The sequence below is a fragment of the Photobacterium sp. 2_MG-2023 genome, from assembly GCF_030547675.1.
Lineage (GTDB): Bacteria > Pseudomonadota > Gammaproteobacteria > Enterobacterales > Vibrionaceae > Photobacterium > Photobacterium arenosum.
The window spans coordinates 1-17,067 of the sequence record NZ_JAUOQQ010000001.1 but is presented as its reverse complement, the minus strand read 5'-3'; the positions used below and the strand labels follow the sequence as shown (position 1 = coordinate 17,067).

The window sequence follows — 17,067 nt, the reverse complement described above, 5'->3', positions numbered from 1 at the left end:
AGTACAAATATTCTAACTGAATGTTTTGTTTTAAAAGCGCAGTAATCAGCAATCTTCACATTCTATACATTGCTATCCTTTATATATCGAAATATCATTGAAAAGCGTTTTGCGTTATCAACAAGCCGCAATCTTTAGTATTTATCACTTAACACAAATCAATAAGGGAATAGGATGAACAAGGTAATCGTTTCTCTGGCTGCATTGCTAATGGCCAGTTCAGCGTTTGCAGCTACCGGCACCACAGGTACTGCAACAGCTACTACTTCTACGACCACAGCAACTACAGCTTCAACGGCTGCGGCCGGTACTGCAGCCGGTACTGCGGGTGCAACGGCTGCCGCTGTTGGCGGTATCACTGCGACTACTGTTGCTGTAGGCGCTGCCGTGGCAGTAACAGCCGTAGCTGTTATTGATGCCAACGACAACGACACAGCGACATCAACGTCTGTAAATCGGGGCTAAGCAAACACGCTTTGCTGTCCCTGATTCGATAACCGCACATCTGTGCGGTTATTTTTATTTCTGTCATTGACCTGTGACTACTATTGACCTGTGACTCCCATTGACCTACGACTAGCGGATACCTAATGCTCAACGCCCGTCTTTCTGTAAACAGACGCTTTCTGGTACTCATCGCCCTGTTACCGCTTTTTTTATCCGGATGCAGCCAAAAATTTCAGAATGTGTCGGATACCTTTCGTCTTGCTGTTCGCGGTGATGATGACACAGTAAAATCCGCAGCCTGGATTGAACAGCTCCCTTACGCCAGTATGTACGCCCGTATCGGAGACGGACCTCAGGCCTTTATGGTGCTGGCACTGGCAGAGCCTGCTGCGGTTCTGACATCGTCAAAAACAGCGACTGAGTCAGAAGCTACCGGGCAAAAGACAACTGAGCCGGTAGCCGCAGAACCGAGCATGCAGCTGAAATGGCTGGCCGCCGACAAGGGCATGCTGGTGACAGAGCACGGGCGGCTGGTGAAAACCCTGAACCTGCCTCTTGGTAATCTGGTACAGGTTACGGCAGAAACGCCAGACCCGGTCGCACTCGGATTGCAACTACCCACTACGCCGACAACCTGGATCCGCCGCATCGACTGGCAGCCCGGCTATCACTTTGGTTATCAGCTCACCTCCCGCTTTGAGGACAAAGGGCTGGTGACTATTAGGATCAACAATATTATTCAGTCTGCACGCTATTTTGTTGAGACGGTCAATGTACCCAGCCTGGATCTGCAGTTTGACAACGCTTTCTGGATTGAGCCCGCCAGTGGTCAGGTACTGAAAAGTCGCCAGCTTATCGCACCCGGCTTACCTGAAGTCGAAACACAATTGCTTAAAGCTTACGGACGATAACGGTTTATGAATCCAGATAATCACTTGCAGCGGATGTTTTCGCCTCGCCAGACATGGCTTTTCGCGCCAGGATCTATGATGAACGCCGCTTTGATACCGGCTGTTTTTAAACTGACGGCTTTGATACTAACAGCTTCATCAATTGTATCGCCCGCCATGGCGACGCCTGTTGAGGCGGCACCCACCTTCGTCAGAGTACAGCTGGACAGCGGCGAAAAAGAACTGCAACTGCGCTACCCGCAAACTGTCCGCCTGGATCGGGTTCAACAAGACGCGCTAGCCAATGTATACCAGTTAACGACAAAATCAGACAAGACGGCTCAGGCTCTGTACTGGAGCGGTTCCTTTTTATGGAAAGCCGATCACCGTGCGAAGCAGACCCTCGCGCTGCAGCAGCAAACCGTAGACAAGCAGATCCGAGCGCTGGCCGATCACTGGCGCTACCATCGCCCGGCTGCCAGTGAGACTCTTATTCAGCTGGCACAAAGTTTAGCCTCACCTTTGCCTGGTGAGCGCATTTTTCTTCCGTTAGACAGCGATCGCGTGCGTATTGTGCCGGACAACAACCCTGCGCTGAACGGGCCTTTTGTGTTGCGATTCGCCACCCGGCCCAATACCGTTAAGGTGACAGGGGCCCTTAAGCTGCCGACCGGCAGCAATACGGCTGATCTTTCCCTGCCGTGGCAGGAAAGGCAGGATGCCGCAGGCTATCTGAAACAGATACAAGCGTTATCGGTGGCCAACCGGGATTACGTCTGGGTGATTCAGCCCGACGGCAAAGCCGAACAACACAGCATCGCGTACTGGAACCGGCAACATAAAGATATCGCGCCGGGTGCCATTCTTTATCTTGCGTTTACCGATCTGCCAGCAAGTGCGAAGTCGTTAAATACTCAAATTATTCATTTGCTTTCACAAAGGCCTTTCTGATGGATCAGCCTGTTATGTCTTCCTGTACCAAGCGCCTGGGTCTTCGTTTTCCGGGTCTCCGTTTTCTGTCAGGATTATCTCTGGGGGTTATCACCCTTGCGGCCCATGCCGATGACTTCAGTTATCCTGATTTTTCCGTTTCCCAATCCGATTTTGGTGGCGTAGGCCTGATCCAAATGCCTTCCGGTCGTGTTGCGCCGGAAGGCGAGTTCACCTTTGGTGCCACCTATAACCAGGATTACCTGCATTACAATGTGTCATTGCAGTTGTTCCCCTGGCTGGAAACCACCATACGCTACACGCTAGTTCAGGATGTTCTCTACAGTGAGGACGAGGACTTCAGTGGCGACACCAAATACACTGACAAAGGCATAGACTTTAAGCTTAGGCTATTAGAAGAAAGCTTCTGGATACCAGAAACCTCTGTCGGTATTCGTGATTTTGGCGGTACCGGATTGTTTGACGGCGAATACATTGCGGCCAGCAAACACTGGGGAGCGCTGGATTTTACCCTGGGGCTGGGCTGGGGCTACATTGGCAACGGCGCCAATCTGTCCGGCGATAAAAGCCTGAGCAGCGACTGCGGCCGAAATACCGAGTATAAAGGCAAAGGCGGCAGTGTCGATTTCGAGCGCTGGTTTTCCGGCTGCATGGCGTTATTTGGCGGGGTGGAATACCAGACACCCTGGCGGCCTTTGCGACTGAAACTGGAATATGACGGCAACGACTATACCAGTGATTTTCCTGTAACCCGTGCGGACTCGGATATGTCTCAGGACAGCCCGATAAACCTGGGGGTGTTATACCGCCTGGGCGACTGGGGTGATCTGCGAATAAGCTATGAGCGCGGCAATACCTGGACCGCCGGTTTTAACCTTAATACCAATTTTAATCAGCTGACAACCTCCTGGCGCGATACACCTGCCACCACTTATGCGCCCGACAGGCAAAAACGGTCCACCACCAGCGCAGACTGGCAGAACATCGCAAATCAGTTGCATACCAACGCCGGTTATGAAAACCCGACCCTGTACGCAGATGACCATACAGTGACTGTAGAGGCGCCGCAGAACAAATACCGGGATCGTGACCAGGGCTATCAGCGTGCGGCGACCCTGCTCAGCAATCAGTTACCGACAGATCCTGACACCGGCCTGCCGCTTTATAGCGAGTACCGCCTGATCGAAACCAGCAACAAGCTGCCGGTCAAAGAAACCCGGGTGAATGTGAAGGCATTTGATCAGGTCGCCAGTCACAGCTATGTCAATGCCTCTATCGATGATGCCATCACTCATCAGGTACCGGCACAACCACAAGGCCGGTTGATTGCGACAGACACTGACAAATGGGACCTGAGTGTGTCCCCGACCCTTCAGCAGTCTTTTGGTGGCTCGGAAGGGTTTTATCTGTACAACTTAGGGGTGACGGCTGGTGCCAGTTACCACATGACAGACCATTGGGAACTGGGCGGCAGCGTCTATCTCAATCTGTTCGATAACTATGATAAGTTCCTCTACGATGTGCCGCCCGATGGCACAGATTTAAAACGTGTTCGTACTCTGGTTCGCCAGTACATTGATGGCAATCCGATCCGGGTCAACAATCTTCAGCTGACCTGGATGGATCAACTGGCGGATAACTGGTACGGGCAAGCGTACACAGGTTACCTGGAAATGATGTTTGCCGGTGCCGGCAGTGAAGTGCTTTATCGCCCTATGGGGAAAAACTGGGCGCTGGGTGCTGATATGAACTACGTGATTCAGCGAGACCCGGATACCCAGTTTGGTCTTTTCCATGACGAGGTGCATTTTGACCCCATCACAGGACGTGACTACAAAGTGCAAACTGGCGCGCTAACCGGCCACGCCACTTTCTATTACCAGCCGCAGTGGTCTTTGTTACCCAATACGCTGATGAAAATCAGTGCCGGGCGCTACCTGACAGAAGATGTGGGTGTAACCTTCGACTTCTCCAAGCAGTTTGACAGTGGGGTGATTGCCGGTGCCTTTGTGACCAAAACCAACCTGTCGGCCGAAGAATTTGGTGAGGGCAGTTACAATAAAGGCTTTTACATCTCGATCCCTTACGATCTGATGACAGTAAAACCAAGCCGCAACCGCGCCAATATTTCCTGGCTTCCTCTGACGCGCGACGGCGGGCAGATGCTCAACCGTAAGTACCAGCTCTATAACATTACCGATGCGCGTTATCCCTGGTACAGCCGGAAAATGATGCAAGCGGAATAAGTATGAGGATCATGACTTTATAGTCAGGTGACACTGGATGGCCCGCCTCGGCGGGTCAGCTTACTGCTGAGATCGCAACCGCTCCTGCTTTTCTGCCCTCTTCGCTTTTTCTCCTGTTTTTTAGCTTTCTTTATATCCTTTCAACTCTTTTTAGTTGCTCTGTGTGTCTGATTTCGCCAACAATTAACCCTGCAAAATGAATGGATTTATTGCACCTCTGCGCTACTACGCTCCCAGTCACTCTGCTGAGCCGTTGCACCGGGATCCCGTACCGACTATATAAAAAGTGGCTAAATATTAATCTTCATCGAATACTGTCGCCTTCCTGAACTGATGGAGTGATCTCGTAATCGACGTTTGTGAGGTAGAAATATGTTCAGAAAATATGCTGTTTTTTCGGTAACATTTCCCGTACTGCATAAAATCAACCTGTTGCTGGCGATCGCGTTTTTTGCCACCTGCTGTTACCAACTGGTAGTTCAGGAGGATATCGTGTTCAGTTTGGGGTTATTGGCCGTCATGTTCCTGCTGACTCTTTTTGCTGGTTCGTCAAACTACCGGCGCAAATATATCAGCTTCCCCTATTCAGTCGATTGACCCTGACATTCATTGCAAATGAAAGCGAACATCGCAAATCAAAGCGAGAGCGGGGCTCGGCATCCCGTGCCTTTAGGCCACGCTTAAGGGAATGTTGCTTTTTTGTATAAAAAGTAACTTTTGATGAGCCTCGGTTATCCCGATTTTTTTGTCAGGGATCACGGATAGTAGAAACTTGTTCAATAATTTCCTGCAAGTGGCCTATGGCTGCTTGCTTCCGCTAAGAGCACCCACCTATAATTTGCCTTGTGAGTACATATTTACTTAATTCTAATGCTCTACTGAACACATTAAGATAAAATTACAAAGATAATTTTTTACTTTTCTTCTTTATCGCATCACAAATTGCAGTTATCAATGGAAGTGTCATAGTGACAGATACACACACAAAAGCCGTCCCGTCAGGCCCTCAACTTGTTCATCAATCTAATCAAACTATGCCAACACCAGACAGCACTGATGAAATTGATCTCGTCCAGCTGGTAAGAACACTGTGGCAAGAAAAGCTGCTGATAGCGCTGATTACTGTTGTTTTCGCCATCGCAGGTGTTGCCTACGCACTGACCGCGCAGGAATGGTGGACGGCCAAAGCCAAAGTGATTCAACCTCAGATCACCGACTTTGCCCAGCTGCAACGCGAAATTAGTGCCTTCCAGCCTGCCTTTGATGTTTATCAGGCCGACGGTACAGTACTGGTCAGCACCCAGCTTCTGGATGTAGCTGATGCCGAAGTGCTGTTTAAGCATTTCATCAACGGCTTTAATTCGCTGGAAAACAAGAAGGCATTCTTAATGAACAGTAGCGATTTTCAGCAGTTTCTGACTGACAATAATGTCGCCGCTGAAGAAGACACTGACAAAGAGTTAGAAGACTGGTTCGAGAAAATCACCGCTCAGCCAGCCAGCAAGCAGGAATCCGATACCTTCGTGATTAACCTGCAGGCCACCACCAGCAACAGTAGCTTTGATATGCTGAAACAGTACATCGATTTCGTTTCAGCTAAAGTCTATAACGATACATTAGCTAACGTGCAGGCGCTGGTGTCAGCCAAAGAGTATGAGCTGAAACAACAGCTTAAGGTACTGCGCAGTCAGGCCAGCAGTTATCTGCAGGTTGAAAAAGAGCGTACCCAATACGCCCTGAATATCGCCAGCGCCGCGGATGTCAATCAGCCGGTTCAGAACCTGGGTGATAACGAGATCTTTGCCATCAACTTAGGTGCCAAAGCACTGGCGGCCAAAGTGAGTGCCCTGGAATCGGTAAAAAACCTGAGCGTGGTTGAACCCCGCATTCAGCAGGTAGAAGCGCGTCTGTCGCTGCTGCAGGGCACTGAACTGGATAAAAATATCAAATTCAAAACCTACCGTTTTCTTGAAAACGTAGAAAAGCCGGTGACCAAAGACAAACCTAAACGCTCACTGATTGTAGTGATCGCCACCCTGCTGGGCGGTATGCTGGCTGTGGCCTTTGTTCTGATTCGCTCTGCGTTCAGAAATCACGACTGATTGCCAACACAAGCAATCAGAGACGGCATAAACAAAAAGGCCAGTCCGTTACCCGGACTGGCCTTTTTGTATCTATTTGTACTTCTGTTTCAGTTACTGGCAATGTGCCTGGATTACGGCAATCGAACCAGAGCAGCTATTCAACCGCTGATTGTTGTAGCTGAAGCCACAGTGATTTCACCAGCTGCTGATCGGCAGGGTTCAGTTCAGACTGCGCATGCTTCAGACTGTCATTCACCACCTGGTTCATGGCTTCCAAAGACGCAATGCCGTCACGTTCACACTCTGCTGCCGACAACGAAATGTGGCCACGCAGGTAACCGCCTGCAAATAACTCGTCATCCGATGCGGTTTCCACCATCAGGTCAATCAGGGTGAGCAGCTTTTCTTCGTATTGCTGGATCATCTCGTCACTCTTTCGTTTTATCTGAATCTGGCCCTGTGCGGATCAGAATAGGTTTACTCACGCCACTGATACGCATTGCTGTGATGCGAATCAAAGCGGCTCAGGAAAATCGTCTGCGCTGAGCGGTTGGACACCATAATGCTGACGCAACACTTCTGACAGTATGCCTGCTCGCTCCGGTGTATGGCCATTCAGGTAATGCTGCACCTGCTGGCGGACTTTGCGGGTAAATGCTACCCGATCCGGCTCATGATCACCACTCAGGTTGTCGCAGCTGACCTGAAAACGAAAGCCGCAACTGGCCGACAACAGCCACTCTACCGCCTGAGGTTTCACTTCAACCTGCTCAAACACTGCCTGCTGATCAGCGTCCCGCCCGTCTGGCAAATACCAGTAGCCATAATCTTCCAGCAAGCGACGCTCGGGGCCGGCAATACACCAGTGCGCTATCTCGTGCAGTGCAGAGGCGAAGTAACCACGGGCAAACACAATTCTGTGATGCGGGTGCCCAGTATCGGCAGGAAGATAAACCGGCTCATCACCGCCCAGCACCAATTCGGTGTTGAGGCTGGTTAAGAAAGTGCGGTTAAAGAGTGTTATCAGGTCGTTATAATCGTGAGGCATGGACTGTGTGGCTTCATTTAACATCTGGGAGGTCGCGCTGATTATCCCAGCCCCTCCCGCAAGAATGCCGCCGATTATAGCGGGTTTGGGATCATAGTGCTAACCGCAACACATAAGCCTTACATCACGAGGAGACTCACGCTAGCACTGAAGCCCATGGTATGATGCAGCCTTCCTGAACGCCTAGTAGCAAGATAATGCAAATTATTATCCAAGCATACTGTTGCCCGTAATATCGACATCGCGATTTTCCATGCTCACAGAATCACTCATGCCAAAAACCACTATAAACATCGAAACATTGTTAGACCGTGAGCAAGTGCTGCCTCTGACATCGCTTATGTCAAAAAATATTACCGGCAAAACCGTGATGATTACGGGTGCTGGAGGTTCAATTGGTTCAGAGTTATGCAGACAGATCATCCCACTGAAACCCAGAAAATTAGTTCTATTTGAGTTAAATGAATTTAACTTATACCGCATTCATCAGGAAATCAGTTTGCAACTCAAAAACCTGGGCCTTGAGATTCCATTGGTCGCAGCTTTAGGTTCTGTTCAAAATCAGCAGAGAACTCAATCGCTGATGGTAAAACATCAGGTAGATAACCTTTATCATGCTGCAGCATACAAACATGTCCCTATGCTTGAAGAAGAGCAAAACATCATTGAGGGATTGTATAATAATGTCTTTGGTACTTTGGCATTAGCAAAAGCAGCAATACAGACTAAAATCAGCCACTTCACCCTGATTTCTACCGATAAAGCCGTACAACCTATTAATATAATGGGTGCCAGCAAACGACTGGCAGAGCTTATAGTGCAATCTCTGGCTCAGTATCAGAACACAACACTATTTACAGCAGTACGATTTGGTAACGTGCTTGATTCTTCCGGTTCGGCCGTACCGTTATTCAGGCAGCAGATCCAGCAAGGCGGACCAGTAACTGTTACGCATCCTGATGCAACTCGCTACTTCATGTCTATTCCAGAAGCTGCGCAATTGGTGATTCAAGCAAATGGAATGAGCGAAAACGGACAGCTGTTCGTTCTTGATATGGGGAAACCGATTAAAGTTTTAACATTGGTTAAACGACTGATTCAGCAATTTCACCCGGTGAATACTCACCAGGCCAGCCCCGAGATAGAAATCATTTTCACCGGGCTTCGGGCTGGAGAAAAGCTCGAGGAAGAGCCGCTTATCACAGACAATGCAAAAAGAACTGTGCATCCCAAAATCATGGTATTAACAGAAGAACCGAGCCCATGGTCTGAAACAGAAGCCTATTTAAACCAACTCAGCCAATATTGTGCTGACACAGATTTAGACGGTATTCGTTCCCTTTTAAGCCACTTTATGTGCCCAAGAGCCGCTGGCGATTGTCTGAAACAGTAACGAACAACAAAAAAAGAGGACGCCCCAACGTCCTCTTTTTGTTTAACTTGCCGCTCTGAATCAGATTATTCTATTTCTTTCAGCTTAGGCGTCGAGGTCATCACATCGGCGTTTTGCGCGCGGTGGCGCAACAGGTGATCCATCAGGACGATAGCCACCATGGCTTCTGCAATAGGTACGGCGCGAATGCCGACACACGGATCATGCCGACCACGGGTCACCACTTCAGCGCTTTCGCCCTGCTTGTTGATTGTCTCGCCCGGCACGGTAATGCTGGATGTGGGCTTGAGTGCCAGGTGGGCGACGATGTCCTGACCGGAGGAAATCCCGCCTAAGATACCGCCAGCGTGGTTTGATTTGAAACCTTGCGGTGACATAGCATCGCGGTGTTCGCTGCCGCGCTGTGTCACAACGTCAAAGCCATCGCCAATTTCCACGCCTTTCACTGCGTTGATACCCATAAGCGCATGGGCAATGTCGGCATCCAGGCGATCAAACACCGGCTCACCCAGTCCAACCGGGACATTCTCAGCCACGACTGTCAGTTTGGCACCGATGGAATCGCCTTCCTTCTTGAGTTTGCGGATCAGCTCATCCAGCGCGTCGACTTTCGAGGCATCCGGGCAGAAAAACGCATTCTGCTCGACCTGATCCCAATCAACCGTATCAATACTGACGTCGCCCATTTGCGATAAGTAAGCACGCACTTCGATACCGTGAACCTGTTTGAGGTATTTTTTAGCGATTGCACCAGCCGCTACCCGCATCGCGGTTTCACGGGCGGAAGAACGGCCGCCGCCGCGGTAATCGCGGACGCCGTATTTTTGCTCGTAGGTATAATCAGCATGGCCGGGACGGAACAGATCTTTAATCTGGGAGTAGTCTTTTGAACGTTGATCAGTATTTTCGATCATCAGACCGATAGAAGTACCGGTTGTCTGGCCTTCAAACACGCCGGCCAGGATTTTGACCTCATCCGGCTCACGGCGTTGTGTGGTGTACTTAGAGGTTCCCGGCCGACGACGGTCGAGATCGTGCTGCATGTCGGCTTCTGTCAGTGCCAACCCCGGAGGGCAACCATCAACGATGCAGCCCAGCGCCAGACCATGGCTTTCGCCGAAGGTGGTGACGCGAAAAACTTGTCCAATTGTGTTGCCTGCCATGACTTCCCCTGTAACTTTGCTTCTGGCTTTTTGTAATCATTGAATAGTGCAAAGTTGCGCAGGGGAATGCAAGCAGAATCGGCGTTGAGCCGTTACTGGTCTTTCTTAGACTTCCATTTTTTTATGCCGGGCGATGTCGACTCATGACCTGAACGGTCCGGACGGCCGCCTTTCGGCCCTTTGCCCGCTTGCCCGCCGGATTTCTTATCGTGCGGTCGCTGCGGCGATTTGCCCGGTTTGCCGCCCGGACGACGACGCTCGACCTCGCCTTTACCTTTATAGGTTTTGTACCTGACCGGCGCTTCCTGCTCACTCTGCTGGCGGGCATCGTACAGTTTAGCGTCTGTGGCTTTGCTGATGGCCTGCCCCTGGCTGTCGACCCGCGACGCTTCTTCTGTCTTGCTCGACAGCGCCAGTAAACGGTGAATCTCTGCCATTTCATCATCGGTCAGATAGCGCCATTTACCGTTTGTCAGACCGTCAATGGTGATATTCATGATGCGGACGCGGCGAAGTTTATACACTTCAAAGCCCAGTGCTTCACACATACGACGGATCTGGCGGTTAAGGCCCTGCGTCAGCACAATACGAAAGGAATAGGTGGTTTCTTTGGTGACTTTACAAGGCAGAGTGACGGTATCGAGAATCTCAACACCGGAGGCCATTTTGGCCAGAAACGCCTCAGTCACCGGTTTATCCACCCGCACTACATATTCTTTTTCGTGCGAGTTACCGGCGCGGAGGATCTTGTTGACGATATCGCCGTCATTGGTCATGAAAATCAGACCATCAGACGCCTTATCCAGCCGGCCGATCGGGAAAATACGTTTGCGGTGGCCAATGAAGTCAACAATATTCCCTTCAACATGCCTTTCCGTGGTGCAGGTGATCCCGGCGGGCTTGTTCAGCGCAATATAAACAGGCTGCTCTTTGCGGCGCAGCGGTTTGTCATCCACCAGTACTTCATCATCCGGGCCGACTTTCACCCCCATTTCTGGCTGCTGGCCGTTAATCAGCACCCGGCCTTGCTCAATCAGTTTGTCGGCTTCCCGGCGCGAGCAGTAACCTGTGTCACTGATAAATTTATTCAGGCGAACCAGACTGGTGTCTGAGGATGGTGCGTCATTACGAGACTGAGGTTTATTTTCTGGCATGATGATCTTCTTCATTGTGCGTTTCACAACGCGTTCGGAAGCAGGGATTTTACTGAAAAATAGTCGAATTTCCATGCTTTAACATCTAATGAACAACGAAACAGACTGACTCATCAATCCTTTACACAGTATCAGATTGATTTCACTCAACGTTTGATATTCCAATGCGTCATTTTAGATACAAAAAAGGCGTACCCATGGTATTCACTGCCTCATAATACGCATTAGATATCAGTTCGCTTGATTTCATTTAATGGGTTTGGTATTAAGCTTCTCGCTTTTTTACATTAAACATTTTAATACAAAGTTGGTTATATCAATGAAATCAATCGTTATTCTTTCTGCTGCATGTTTCATGGCCTCCGCCCCTACTTTTGCAGAGACATCATCACCCGCCGAGACAGTCTCATCCAACAAAACGTATTTTTATGGTGGTATTGGTACTATCGGCCTGACGATGAAAGACAAACCCGATGCAATTACTGAAGATATTACACCAAACCTTTCTCTGGGGTTGGGTCACGAGTTCAGTGAATATCTTGCTCTGGAAACCTTCATCAGTTTCAGCTCGACAGAATATTCCAATGAATGGAATCCTTATGATAATACTAAAATTGAGCTTTCACTCAGCCAGATTGGCGTCAGTGTTGTGCCGTCAACCGGTGAACTGGGTAATTCAGGCATTAAACTTTACGCACGCCTGAACGCTTCTATGGTCAGTGCCGATGCAGAAGTTTCCGGTTCAAGCCTGAATGGCTACACATTAAACTCCAGCGATACTGGTGCCATGCTGGATGGTGGTGTGGGTATCCAATGGAATATCAATGATAACTTTATGATTCGCGGCGAATACCTGACAAATTTAGCAGACAGTTCACTGGATGATTTCAGTGATTACTTCGACTATCAGGGCGCTCAAATAGCGGTAGGATATCGCTTCTGATCACATCCAAACCATAAAACGAAACTCAGTAAGACAAAGGGGCTTTACGCCCCTTTATATTTATTTACCTGTTTCATTCAATGGCAGTTCGCCGTGAGACCGACGTCCGACATAATCATGCTCCAGGGCTTTTTGCAGCTGCGCCGCGACATGACCCGGTGACTGGGTTTTCGCGCACACCAGGCGATACATGGCCGGGATCACGAACAAAGTCACCAAAGTCGCAAACGCCATGCCGAAGAACACCACAGTACCGACCGAAATACGGCTTTCATAACCTGCGCCAGTCGACAGCAGCAGTGGCAAGGCACCAAACAAGGTGGTGAATGCCGTCATCAGAATCGGGCGTAAACGCCGTGCTGAGGCATCGACAATGGCCTGCTCAAAGGCGATGCCTTTATCCCTGAGCTGGTTGGCAAATTCAACAATCAGAATGCCGTTTTTGGTCACCATACCAATCAGCATGATCATGCCGATCTGACTGTAGATATTCAGACTCTGCCCCATCAGGATCAGTCCCAGCAAGCCGCCGAAGATCCCCAGCGGAACGGTCAGCATCACCACCATAGGGTTAATGAAGCTTTCGAACTGCGCCGCCAGTACCAGATAAGCCACCAGCAACGCCAGACCGAAGATCATCGCCATACTGCTCTGGTTCTCGCGGAAATCTTTCGATTCGCCACCATAGTCGATAACAATATCACTCGGCAGCATAGACAAAGCCTGCTCATCCATAAAGTCCAGCGCTTCACCCAAGGTATGGCCGGGCAGCAGGTTGGCAGAAATGGTGATCGACTTCTGCTTCTCGTTATGGCTCAGCTTGCGGGCCGCCGCCACTTCTTCGACTTTCGCCACACTGTTGAGCGAAACCAGCTCACCGTTCTTGGCACGGACGTAAATCCGGCTCAGATCCATTGCATTGTTAAAACTGTTTTCATCTCCGCGCAAATACACATCGTATTCTTCACCACGCTCAACAAACGTGGTTTCACTGCGCCCGCCCAGCATGACTTCCAGCGTTTCTGCGATATCCGACTGCGGAATGCCCAGCTCGGCTGCCCGGGGGCGATCAACCGTCACCACCAGCTCTGGGGTGGTTTCGGCGTAATCTATGTCCACGCCGTCCATCATGCCGCTGCCCTGCGCGACATCTTTCAGTTTGGTGGCCCAGGCAAACAGCTCGTCGTAATCGGCACCATTGAGGATAAACTGCATCGGCTCGGAAGAACCGCCCCGGAATCCCGGCATGAAAGGCCAGACACGGATATCCGGAATGCCCTGCAGGGCTTTGCGGATCACCCCGAGCGCCTGAGTCGCGCTGACATCGCGATCTTCCCAGTCTTCCAGCTGCATGATCACAAAACCGGTCTGATCCCCGGCCCGGCCGCCAAAGGCCGGGGTCTGGATGCTGACAGAGCGGATCAGCCCTTTGCCTACCATGGGCAACAAGCGCTGCTCAACCTGCTCGATATTGCCGACCATGCGGTTATAACTGGTCGCTTCCGCGCCGCGGACAAAGGCAAAGATCACCCCTCTGTCTTCAGAGGGCGCAAGCTGGCTCGGGACCATTTTGAACAGCCAGACACTGGCGCCTACCACAGCGACAATCAGCAATGGCGCAGCCCAGCGCCAGCGAACGGCCTGAGTGACGGCTTTGCGGTACACAGCCTCCAGTGCAGCAAACTGACGGTCGACAAAGCGGTTAAACGGCCCGGGTTTGACATTGGCTTTGAGCAGCTTACTGCCCAGCACCGGACTTAAGGTCAGTGCCACCAGGGAGGAGAACAGCACAGACATCGCCAGCAGCACGGAAAATTCGGTGAACAGCGGTCCCACCATGCCATCCATAAAACCGATAGGCAGGAAGACCATGACCAGTACCAGTGTGGTGGCAATTACGGCAAACCCGACCTCTCTGGTGCCTTTAAAGGCAGCCAGCAAAGGTGGCTCGCCCCTTTCGATATGGTGGTAAATGTTTTCGACCACCACTATGGCATCATCCACCACCAGGCCGATAGCCAGAATCAGGGCCATCAGGGTCAGCAGGTTGATGGAAAAACCGAGATAGTAAGCGGCCATGAAGGCGGAAATCAGCGACACCGGAACAGTGACCGCCGGGATCAGGGTCGCCCTTGCCTGGCCGATAAAGACATACAGCACCAGCACCACCAACGCGCCTGTGATCAACAAGGTGTTGTAGACCTCGTTGATCGAGCGTTCAATAAAGATGGTCGAGTCATAATCCACTGCCAACTGGGTACCGTCCGGCAGAAAACGCTGTAATCGGTCCACTTCTTTTTGTACCGCATCGGCGGCTTGCAGCGGGTTGGCGTCTGACATCGGCACTATACCCAAGCTCAGGCTCGATACGCCATTGCTCTTGAAGGTGGCATCTTCGTTTTGCGCACCTATGGCCACATCGGCGACATCTTTGAGGTAAATCGGCGTGCCGTCTTCAGTATGCCGCACCATCAGGTACGAGAAATCTTCTGCGGTGCGGTACAAACGCGCGGTGCGCACCGACATAGTGGTCGCATCGTTACGCACTTCGCCGCCCGGCAGCTCGACGTTTTCATCACGCAGGGCGTCGATAATATCCGTGGTAGTCACGCCGCGTCCTGCCATCTGCTCAGGCAACAGGCGGACATACATGACTTTATACAGCGCGCCGGTCAGTTGCACTGAGCTGACACCATTGATCAGGCTGAACCGGTCGGTTAGCACCCGATCGGCGTAGTCCGTCAGCTGCGAGCGATCCATTTCACTTGAAGTCAGATTGATATAGATAGCCGCTTCGCCTGACCCGTCATCTTTGGAGACAATCGGCTCGTCTGCGCCATCGGGCAGACTGCGCCGGGCACGGGAAACGGCGTCACGTACGTCGCTGACCCCTTCGGTCAGGTTCCAGCCCATTTCGAACTCAACGCTGATCCGCGAGCTGCCGTTACGGGTGGTAGAAGTAATGCTTTCAATGCCGCTGATGCCCGACAGCTCGTCTTCAAGCACAGTGGTGACACGGCTTTCCATGATGGTTGCCGATGCCCCTTCGTACGAAGTACCTATGCTGATCACCGGATTTTCAACGTCGGGCATTTCCCGGACCGGCAGTTTGCTGAATGACACCAGACCAAACACCACCAGCAGCACGCTCAGCACAATTGCAACTACAGGGCGTTTTACTGCAACGTCAGATAACCACATCAGGCATTATCTCCCGCTTGCACTACACTGGCCGCTTTGGTCTCAGACGGGTTGCCAAGACTGACGTCCTGCACGGCCAGACCGTCGCGCATATTGACCAGTCCCTGAACCACAATACGATCACCGATCTGAATACCCGATTCGATCACCACTTCGTTTTTCACTCTGGCGCCCAGCGTCACTTCAGTTCGGTGTGCAATGCCTTTGGCATCAACAAGGTAAACAAAACGCTTGGTGCCGGAATACTCCAGCGCCTGAACCGGAATAATCGCGGCCTGCTGCGGGGTAAAATCCAATGCTGCCGCCATCAGCATGCCGGGTTTGAGCTTGCCGCTGGCATTGTCAAACGAGACGCGCACCCGGATATTGAGTGATTCGGCCTGCACCCGTGAGTCAATGGCCTGAATCGTGCCGTGAAAGGTGTCGTCCGGCCATGCCTGACTTTTCGCCAGTACCGCCATACCAGGTGCCAGTTTCGACAGATATTGCTCAGGCACTTGTACATCAAGGCGCATTTGTGACAGATCATCCAGGGTAAACAGCTCACTGCCTACCGTCACGGTATGACCTGCGCTGAAATCAATCAGGCCAACAGTGCCGGTAAACGGTGCACGAATCTGGTGATCATCCAGCTCTGCTTTGGCCGCATCAAGACGGGCTTTGGCGATACTCACGCTCGCCTGCTGCGCTATCAGTTCGGTCTGGGTCAGCGCCCCGCGCTTCACCAACCGCTGATATTCGGTGTATTTCCGCTTTTCGTCGTCATAATAGGCTTTCGCTTCGTCGTAAGCGGCCTTGGGTTTGGCGTTATCGAGCTGAACCAGCAACTGCCCCTGTGTCACTTTCCGCTCGGTATCCACCACGATGCGATCCACCTTGGCGGCCACTTCCGTGGCAATGGTTACTGAACGCTGAGCGGCCAGTTTACCCACCAGAGAGACAGAACTGACCACTTCGTGTGACGTTACTTCGCCTGTCGCAACCGGCACGCTGCGACCAGGCTTGGGCTGACTGGCGGCTTGGGCAGCATGAGACTGCTGCTGAAAATAGAAATACCCCCCGCCGGCCAGGGATGCCGCTACCACAACGGCCAAAACAACTTTCTTCATGCTTACGCATCCTGTTCTTTGTTATGGGCTAATCATATCTGACCCACAGAATAATCGGGGTAAAGAAATGTAAAGCTAAGCAAGTTTTCCTCACAAAAAAGCACAAACCGCAGACGTAACTTGCAAAACGACGAAAAATCCAGCAAGCAACGATGAATATTCAGAAAAAGGGTTTACAGTCTTCACCTGTTTGCTATTATCCGCACCGCACTTGTGGAGGGGTTCCCGAGTGGCCAAAGGGATCAGACTGTAAATCTGACGGCTCCGCCTTCGAAGGTTCGAATCCTTCCCCCTCCACCATTTTTTTATGAAAGTGGTACGCTGTACGGCTTTCACGGCTGATAAAGCCAGACAATACGTAAAAAATCCCGTGGAGGGATTCCCGAGTGGCCAAAGGGATCAGACTGTAAATCTGACGGCTCCGCCTTCGAAGGTTCG

General features: G+C 51.1%; 14 protein-coding genes, 1 tRNA gene and 1 pseudogene. 9 read left to right on the top strand and 7 right to left on the bottom strand.

Going from position 1 to position 17,067, the window contains the following annotated elements:
* The first annotated feature begins 174 nt into the window (after window positions 1-174).
* Together Q4491_RS00080 and Q4491_RS00075 are read left to right on the top strand one after the other, a co-directional pair.
* Entirely contained in the window at window positions 175-465 is a 291-nt protein-coding gene (locus Q4491_RS00080) for a hypothetical protein (RefSeq protein ID WP_303453056.1), read from the top strand.
* Window positions 466-590: 125 nt separating this feature from the next.
* Window positions 591-1,358, top strand: coding sequence for a YjbF family lipoprotein (locus tag Q4491_RS00075; RefSeq protein WP_303453052.1), 768 nt, complete (start codon window positions 591-593; stop codon window positions 1,356-1,358).
* Window positions 1,359-1,378: 20 nt separating this feature from the next.
* Here Q4491_RS00075 and Q4491_RS00070 read toward each other — a convergent pair whose 3' ends face one another.
* Window positions 1,379-1,516: a hypothetical protein gene (locus Q4491_RS00070; RefSeq protein WP_303453049.1), complete on the bottom strand. Its 138-nt coding sequence runs from the start codon at window positions 1,514-1,516 to the stop codon at window positions 1,379-1,381.
* Between Q4491_RS00070 and Q4491_RS00065 the strand changes: the two genes are divergently transcribed.
* The 4 genes from Q4491_RS00065 (at window position 1,515) to Q4491_RS00050 (ending at window position 6,636) form a co-directional block, all read left to right on the top strand.
* Window positions 1,515-2,288: a capsule biosynthesis GfcC family protein gene (locus Q4491_RS00065; protein WP_303453046.1), complete on the top strand. Its 774-nt coding sequence runs from the start codon at window positions 1,515-1,517 to the stop codon at window positions 2,286-2,288. The two genes, Q4491_RS00070 and Q4491_RS00065, sit on opposite strands and share 2 nt — an antisense overlap.
* 14 nt (window positions 2,289-2,302) lie before the next feature.
* On the top strand, window positions 2,303-4,534 hold the full coding sequence (locus tag Q4491_RS00060; protein ID WP_303454246.1) for a YjbH domain-containing protein: 2,232 nt from the start codon (window positions 2,303-2,305) through the stop codon (window positions 4,532-4,534).
* 372 nt (window positions 4,535-4,906) lie between these two features.
* Window positions 4,907-5,131 (top strand): hypothetical protein, encoded by a 225-nt coding sequence (locus tag Q4491_RS00055; protein ID WP_027252897.1) that lies wholly within the window; start codon window positions 4,907-4,909, stop codon window positions 5,129-5,131.
* Window positions 5,132-5,502: 371 nt separating this feature from the next.
* Window positions 5,503-6,636, top strand: coding sequence for an LPS O-antigen chain length determinant protein WzzB (locus Q4491_RS00050; protein WP_303453038.1), 1,134 nt, complete (start codon window positions 5,503-5,505; stop codon window positions 6,634-6,636).
* Window positions 6,637-6,772: 136 nt separating this feature from the next.
* On the opposite strand, the gene Q4491_RS00045 is transcribed toward Q4491_RS00050, so the two are convergent.
* Window positions 6,773-7,042 carry a YfcL family protein gene (locus Q4491_RS00045; RefSeq protein WP_303453034.1) on the bottom strand — a complete coding sequence of 90 codons (270 nt, stop codon included), beginning with the start codon at window positions 7,040-7,042 and terminating at the stop codon, window positions 6,773-6,775.
* A 90-nt stretch (window positions 7,043-7,132) separates the two neighbouring features.
* The gene (locus Q4491_RS00040; protein ID WP_303453031.1) at window positions 7,133-7,666 is read right to left on the bottom strand and encodes an elongation factor P hydroxylase; all 534 of its coding nucleotides are present in this window, start codon (window positions 7,664-7,666) and stop codon (window positions 7,133-7,135) included.
* A 337-nt stretch (window positions 7,667-8,003) separates the two neighbouring features.
* On the opposite strand from Q4491_RS00040, the pseudogene Q4491_RS00035 reads away from it, so the two are divergent.
* Window positions 8,004-9,059: pseudogene (locus Q4491_RS00035) on the top strand (UDP-N-acetylglucosamine 4,6-dehydratase family protein); the annotation flags it as partial.
* A 65-nt stretch (window positions 9,060-9,124) separates the two neighbouring features.
* Here the strand turns inward: Q4491_RS00035 and aroC are convergent.
* Both aroC and rluF read right to left on the bottom strand, forming a co-directional pair.
* Window positions 9,125-10,222: a chorismate synthase gene (gene aroC / locus Q4491_RS00030; RefSeq protein ID WP_303453028.1), complete on the bottom strand. Its 1,098-nt coding sequence runs from the start codon at window positions 10,220-10,222 to the stop codon at window positions 9,125-9,127.
* Between the two features lie 92 nt (window positions 10,223-10,314).
* Window positions 10,315-11,376: a 23S rRNA pseudouridine(2604) synthase RluF gene (rluF, locus tag Q4491_RS00025; RefSeq protein WP_303453025.1), complete on the bottom strand. Its 1,062-nt coding sequence runs from the start codon at window positions 11,374-11,376 to the stop codon at window positions 10,315-10,317.
* A gap of 319 nt (window positions 11,377-11,695) precedes the next feature.
* Between rluF and Q4491_RS00020 the strand changes: the two genes are divergently transcribed.
* Window positions 11,696-12,319, top strand: coding sequence for a porin family protein (locus Q4491_RS00020; protein ID WP_192017035.1), 624 nt, complete (start codon window positions 11,696-11,698; stop codon window positions 12,317-12,319).
* 60 nt (window positions 12,320-12,379) lie between these two features.
* On the opposite strand, the gene Q4491_RS00015 is transcribed toward Q4491_RS00020, so the two are convergent.
* Both Q4491_RS00015 and Q4491_RS00010 read right to left on the bottom strand, forming a co-directional pair.
* Window positions 12,380-15,520, bottom strand: coding sequence for a multidrug efflux RND transporter permease subunit (locus tag Q4491_RS00015; RefSeq protein WP_303453014.1), 3,141 nt, complete (start codon window positions 15,518-15,520; stop codon window positions 12,380-12,382).
* Window positions 15,520-16,629, bottom strand: coding sequence for an efflux RND transporter periplasmic adaptor subunit (locus tag Q4491_RS00010; protein ID WP_237793969.1), 1,110 nt, complete (start codon window positions 16,627-16,629; stop codon window positions 15,520-15,522). The genes Q4491_RS00015 and Q4491_RS00010 overlap by 1 nt, the downstream gene beginning before the upstream one ends.
* A gap of 215 nt (window positions 16,630-16,844) precedes the next feature.
* Between Q4491_RS00010 and Q4491_RS00005 the strand changes: the two genes are divergently transcribed.
* Window positions 16,845-16,929: transfer RNA gene (locus tag Q4491_RS00005), tRNA-Tyr, on the top strand.
* Window positions 16,930-17,067: the final 138 nt, after the last annotated feature.

Excerpts from the sequence above, each read along its gene's own strand:
- Q4491_RS00080 (WP_303453056.1), top strand. The coding sequence starts at position 175 with ATGAACAAGGTAATCGTTTCTCTGGCTGCATTGCTAATGGCCAGTTCA.
- Q4491_RS00075 (WP_303453052.1), top strand. The coding sequence starts at position 591 with ATGCTCAACGCCCGTCTTTCTGTAAACAGACGCTTTCTGGTACTCATC.
- Q4491_RS00065 (WP_303453046.1), top strand. The coding sequence starts at position 1,515 with ATGGCGACGCCTGTTGAGGCGGCACCCACCTTCGTCAGAGTACAGCTG.
- Q4491_RS00070 (WP_303453049.1), bottom strand. The coding sequence starts at position 1,516 with ATGGCGGGCGATACAATTGATGAAGCTGTTAGTATCAAAGCCGTCAGT.
- Q4491_RS00060 (WP_303454246.1), top strand. The coding sequence starts at position 2,303 with ATGTCTTCCTGTACCAAGCGCCTGGGTCTTCGTTTTCCGGGTCTCCGT.
- Q4491_RS00055 (WP_027252897.1), top strand. The coding sequence starts at position 4,907 with ATGTTCAGAAAATATGCTGTTTTTTCGGTAACATTTCCCGTACTGCAT.
- Q4491_RS00045 (WP_303453034.1), bottom strand. The coding sequence starts at position 7,042 with ATGATCCAGCAATACGAAGAAAAGCTGCTCACCCTGATTGACCTGATG.
- Q4491_RS00040 (WP_303453031.1), bottom strand. The coding sequence starts at position 7,666 with ATGCCTCACGATTATAACGACCTGATAACACTCTTTAACCGCACTTTC.
- aroC (WP_303453028.1), bottom strand. The coding sequence starts at position 10,222 with ATGGCAGGCAACACAATTGGACAAGTTTTTCGCGTCACCACCTTCGGC.
- rluF (WP_303453025.1), bottom strand. The coding sequence starts at position 11,376 with ATGCCAGAAAATAAACCTCAGTCTCGTAATGACGCACCATCCTCAGAC.
- Q4491_RS00020 (WP_192017035.1), top strand. The coding sequence starts at position 11,696 with ATGAAATCAATCGTTATTCTTTCTGCTGCATGTTTCATGGCCTCCGCC.
- Q4491_RS00015 (WP_303453014.1), bottom strand. The coding sequence starts at position 15,520 with ATGTGGTTATCTGACGTTGCAGTAAAACGCCCTGTAGTTGCAATTGTG.
- Q4491_RS00010 (WP_237793969.1), bottom strand. The coding sequence starts at position 16,629 with ATGAAGAAAGTTGTTTTGGCCGTTGTGGTAGCGGCATCCCTGGCCGGC.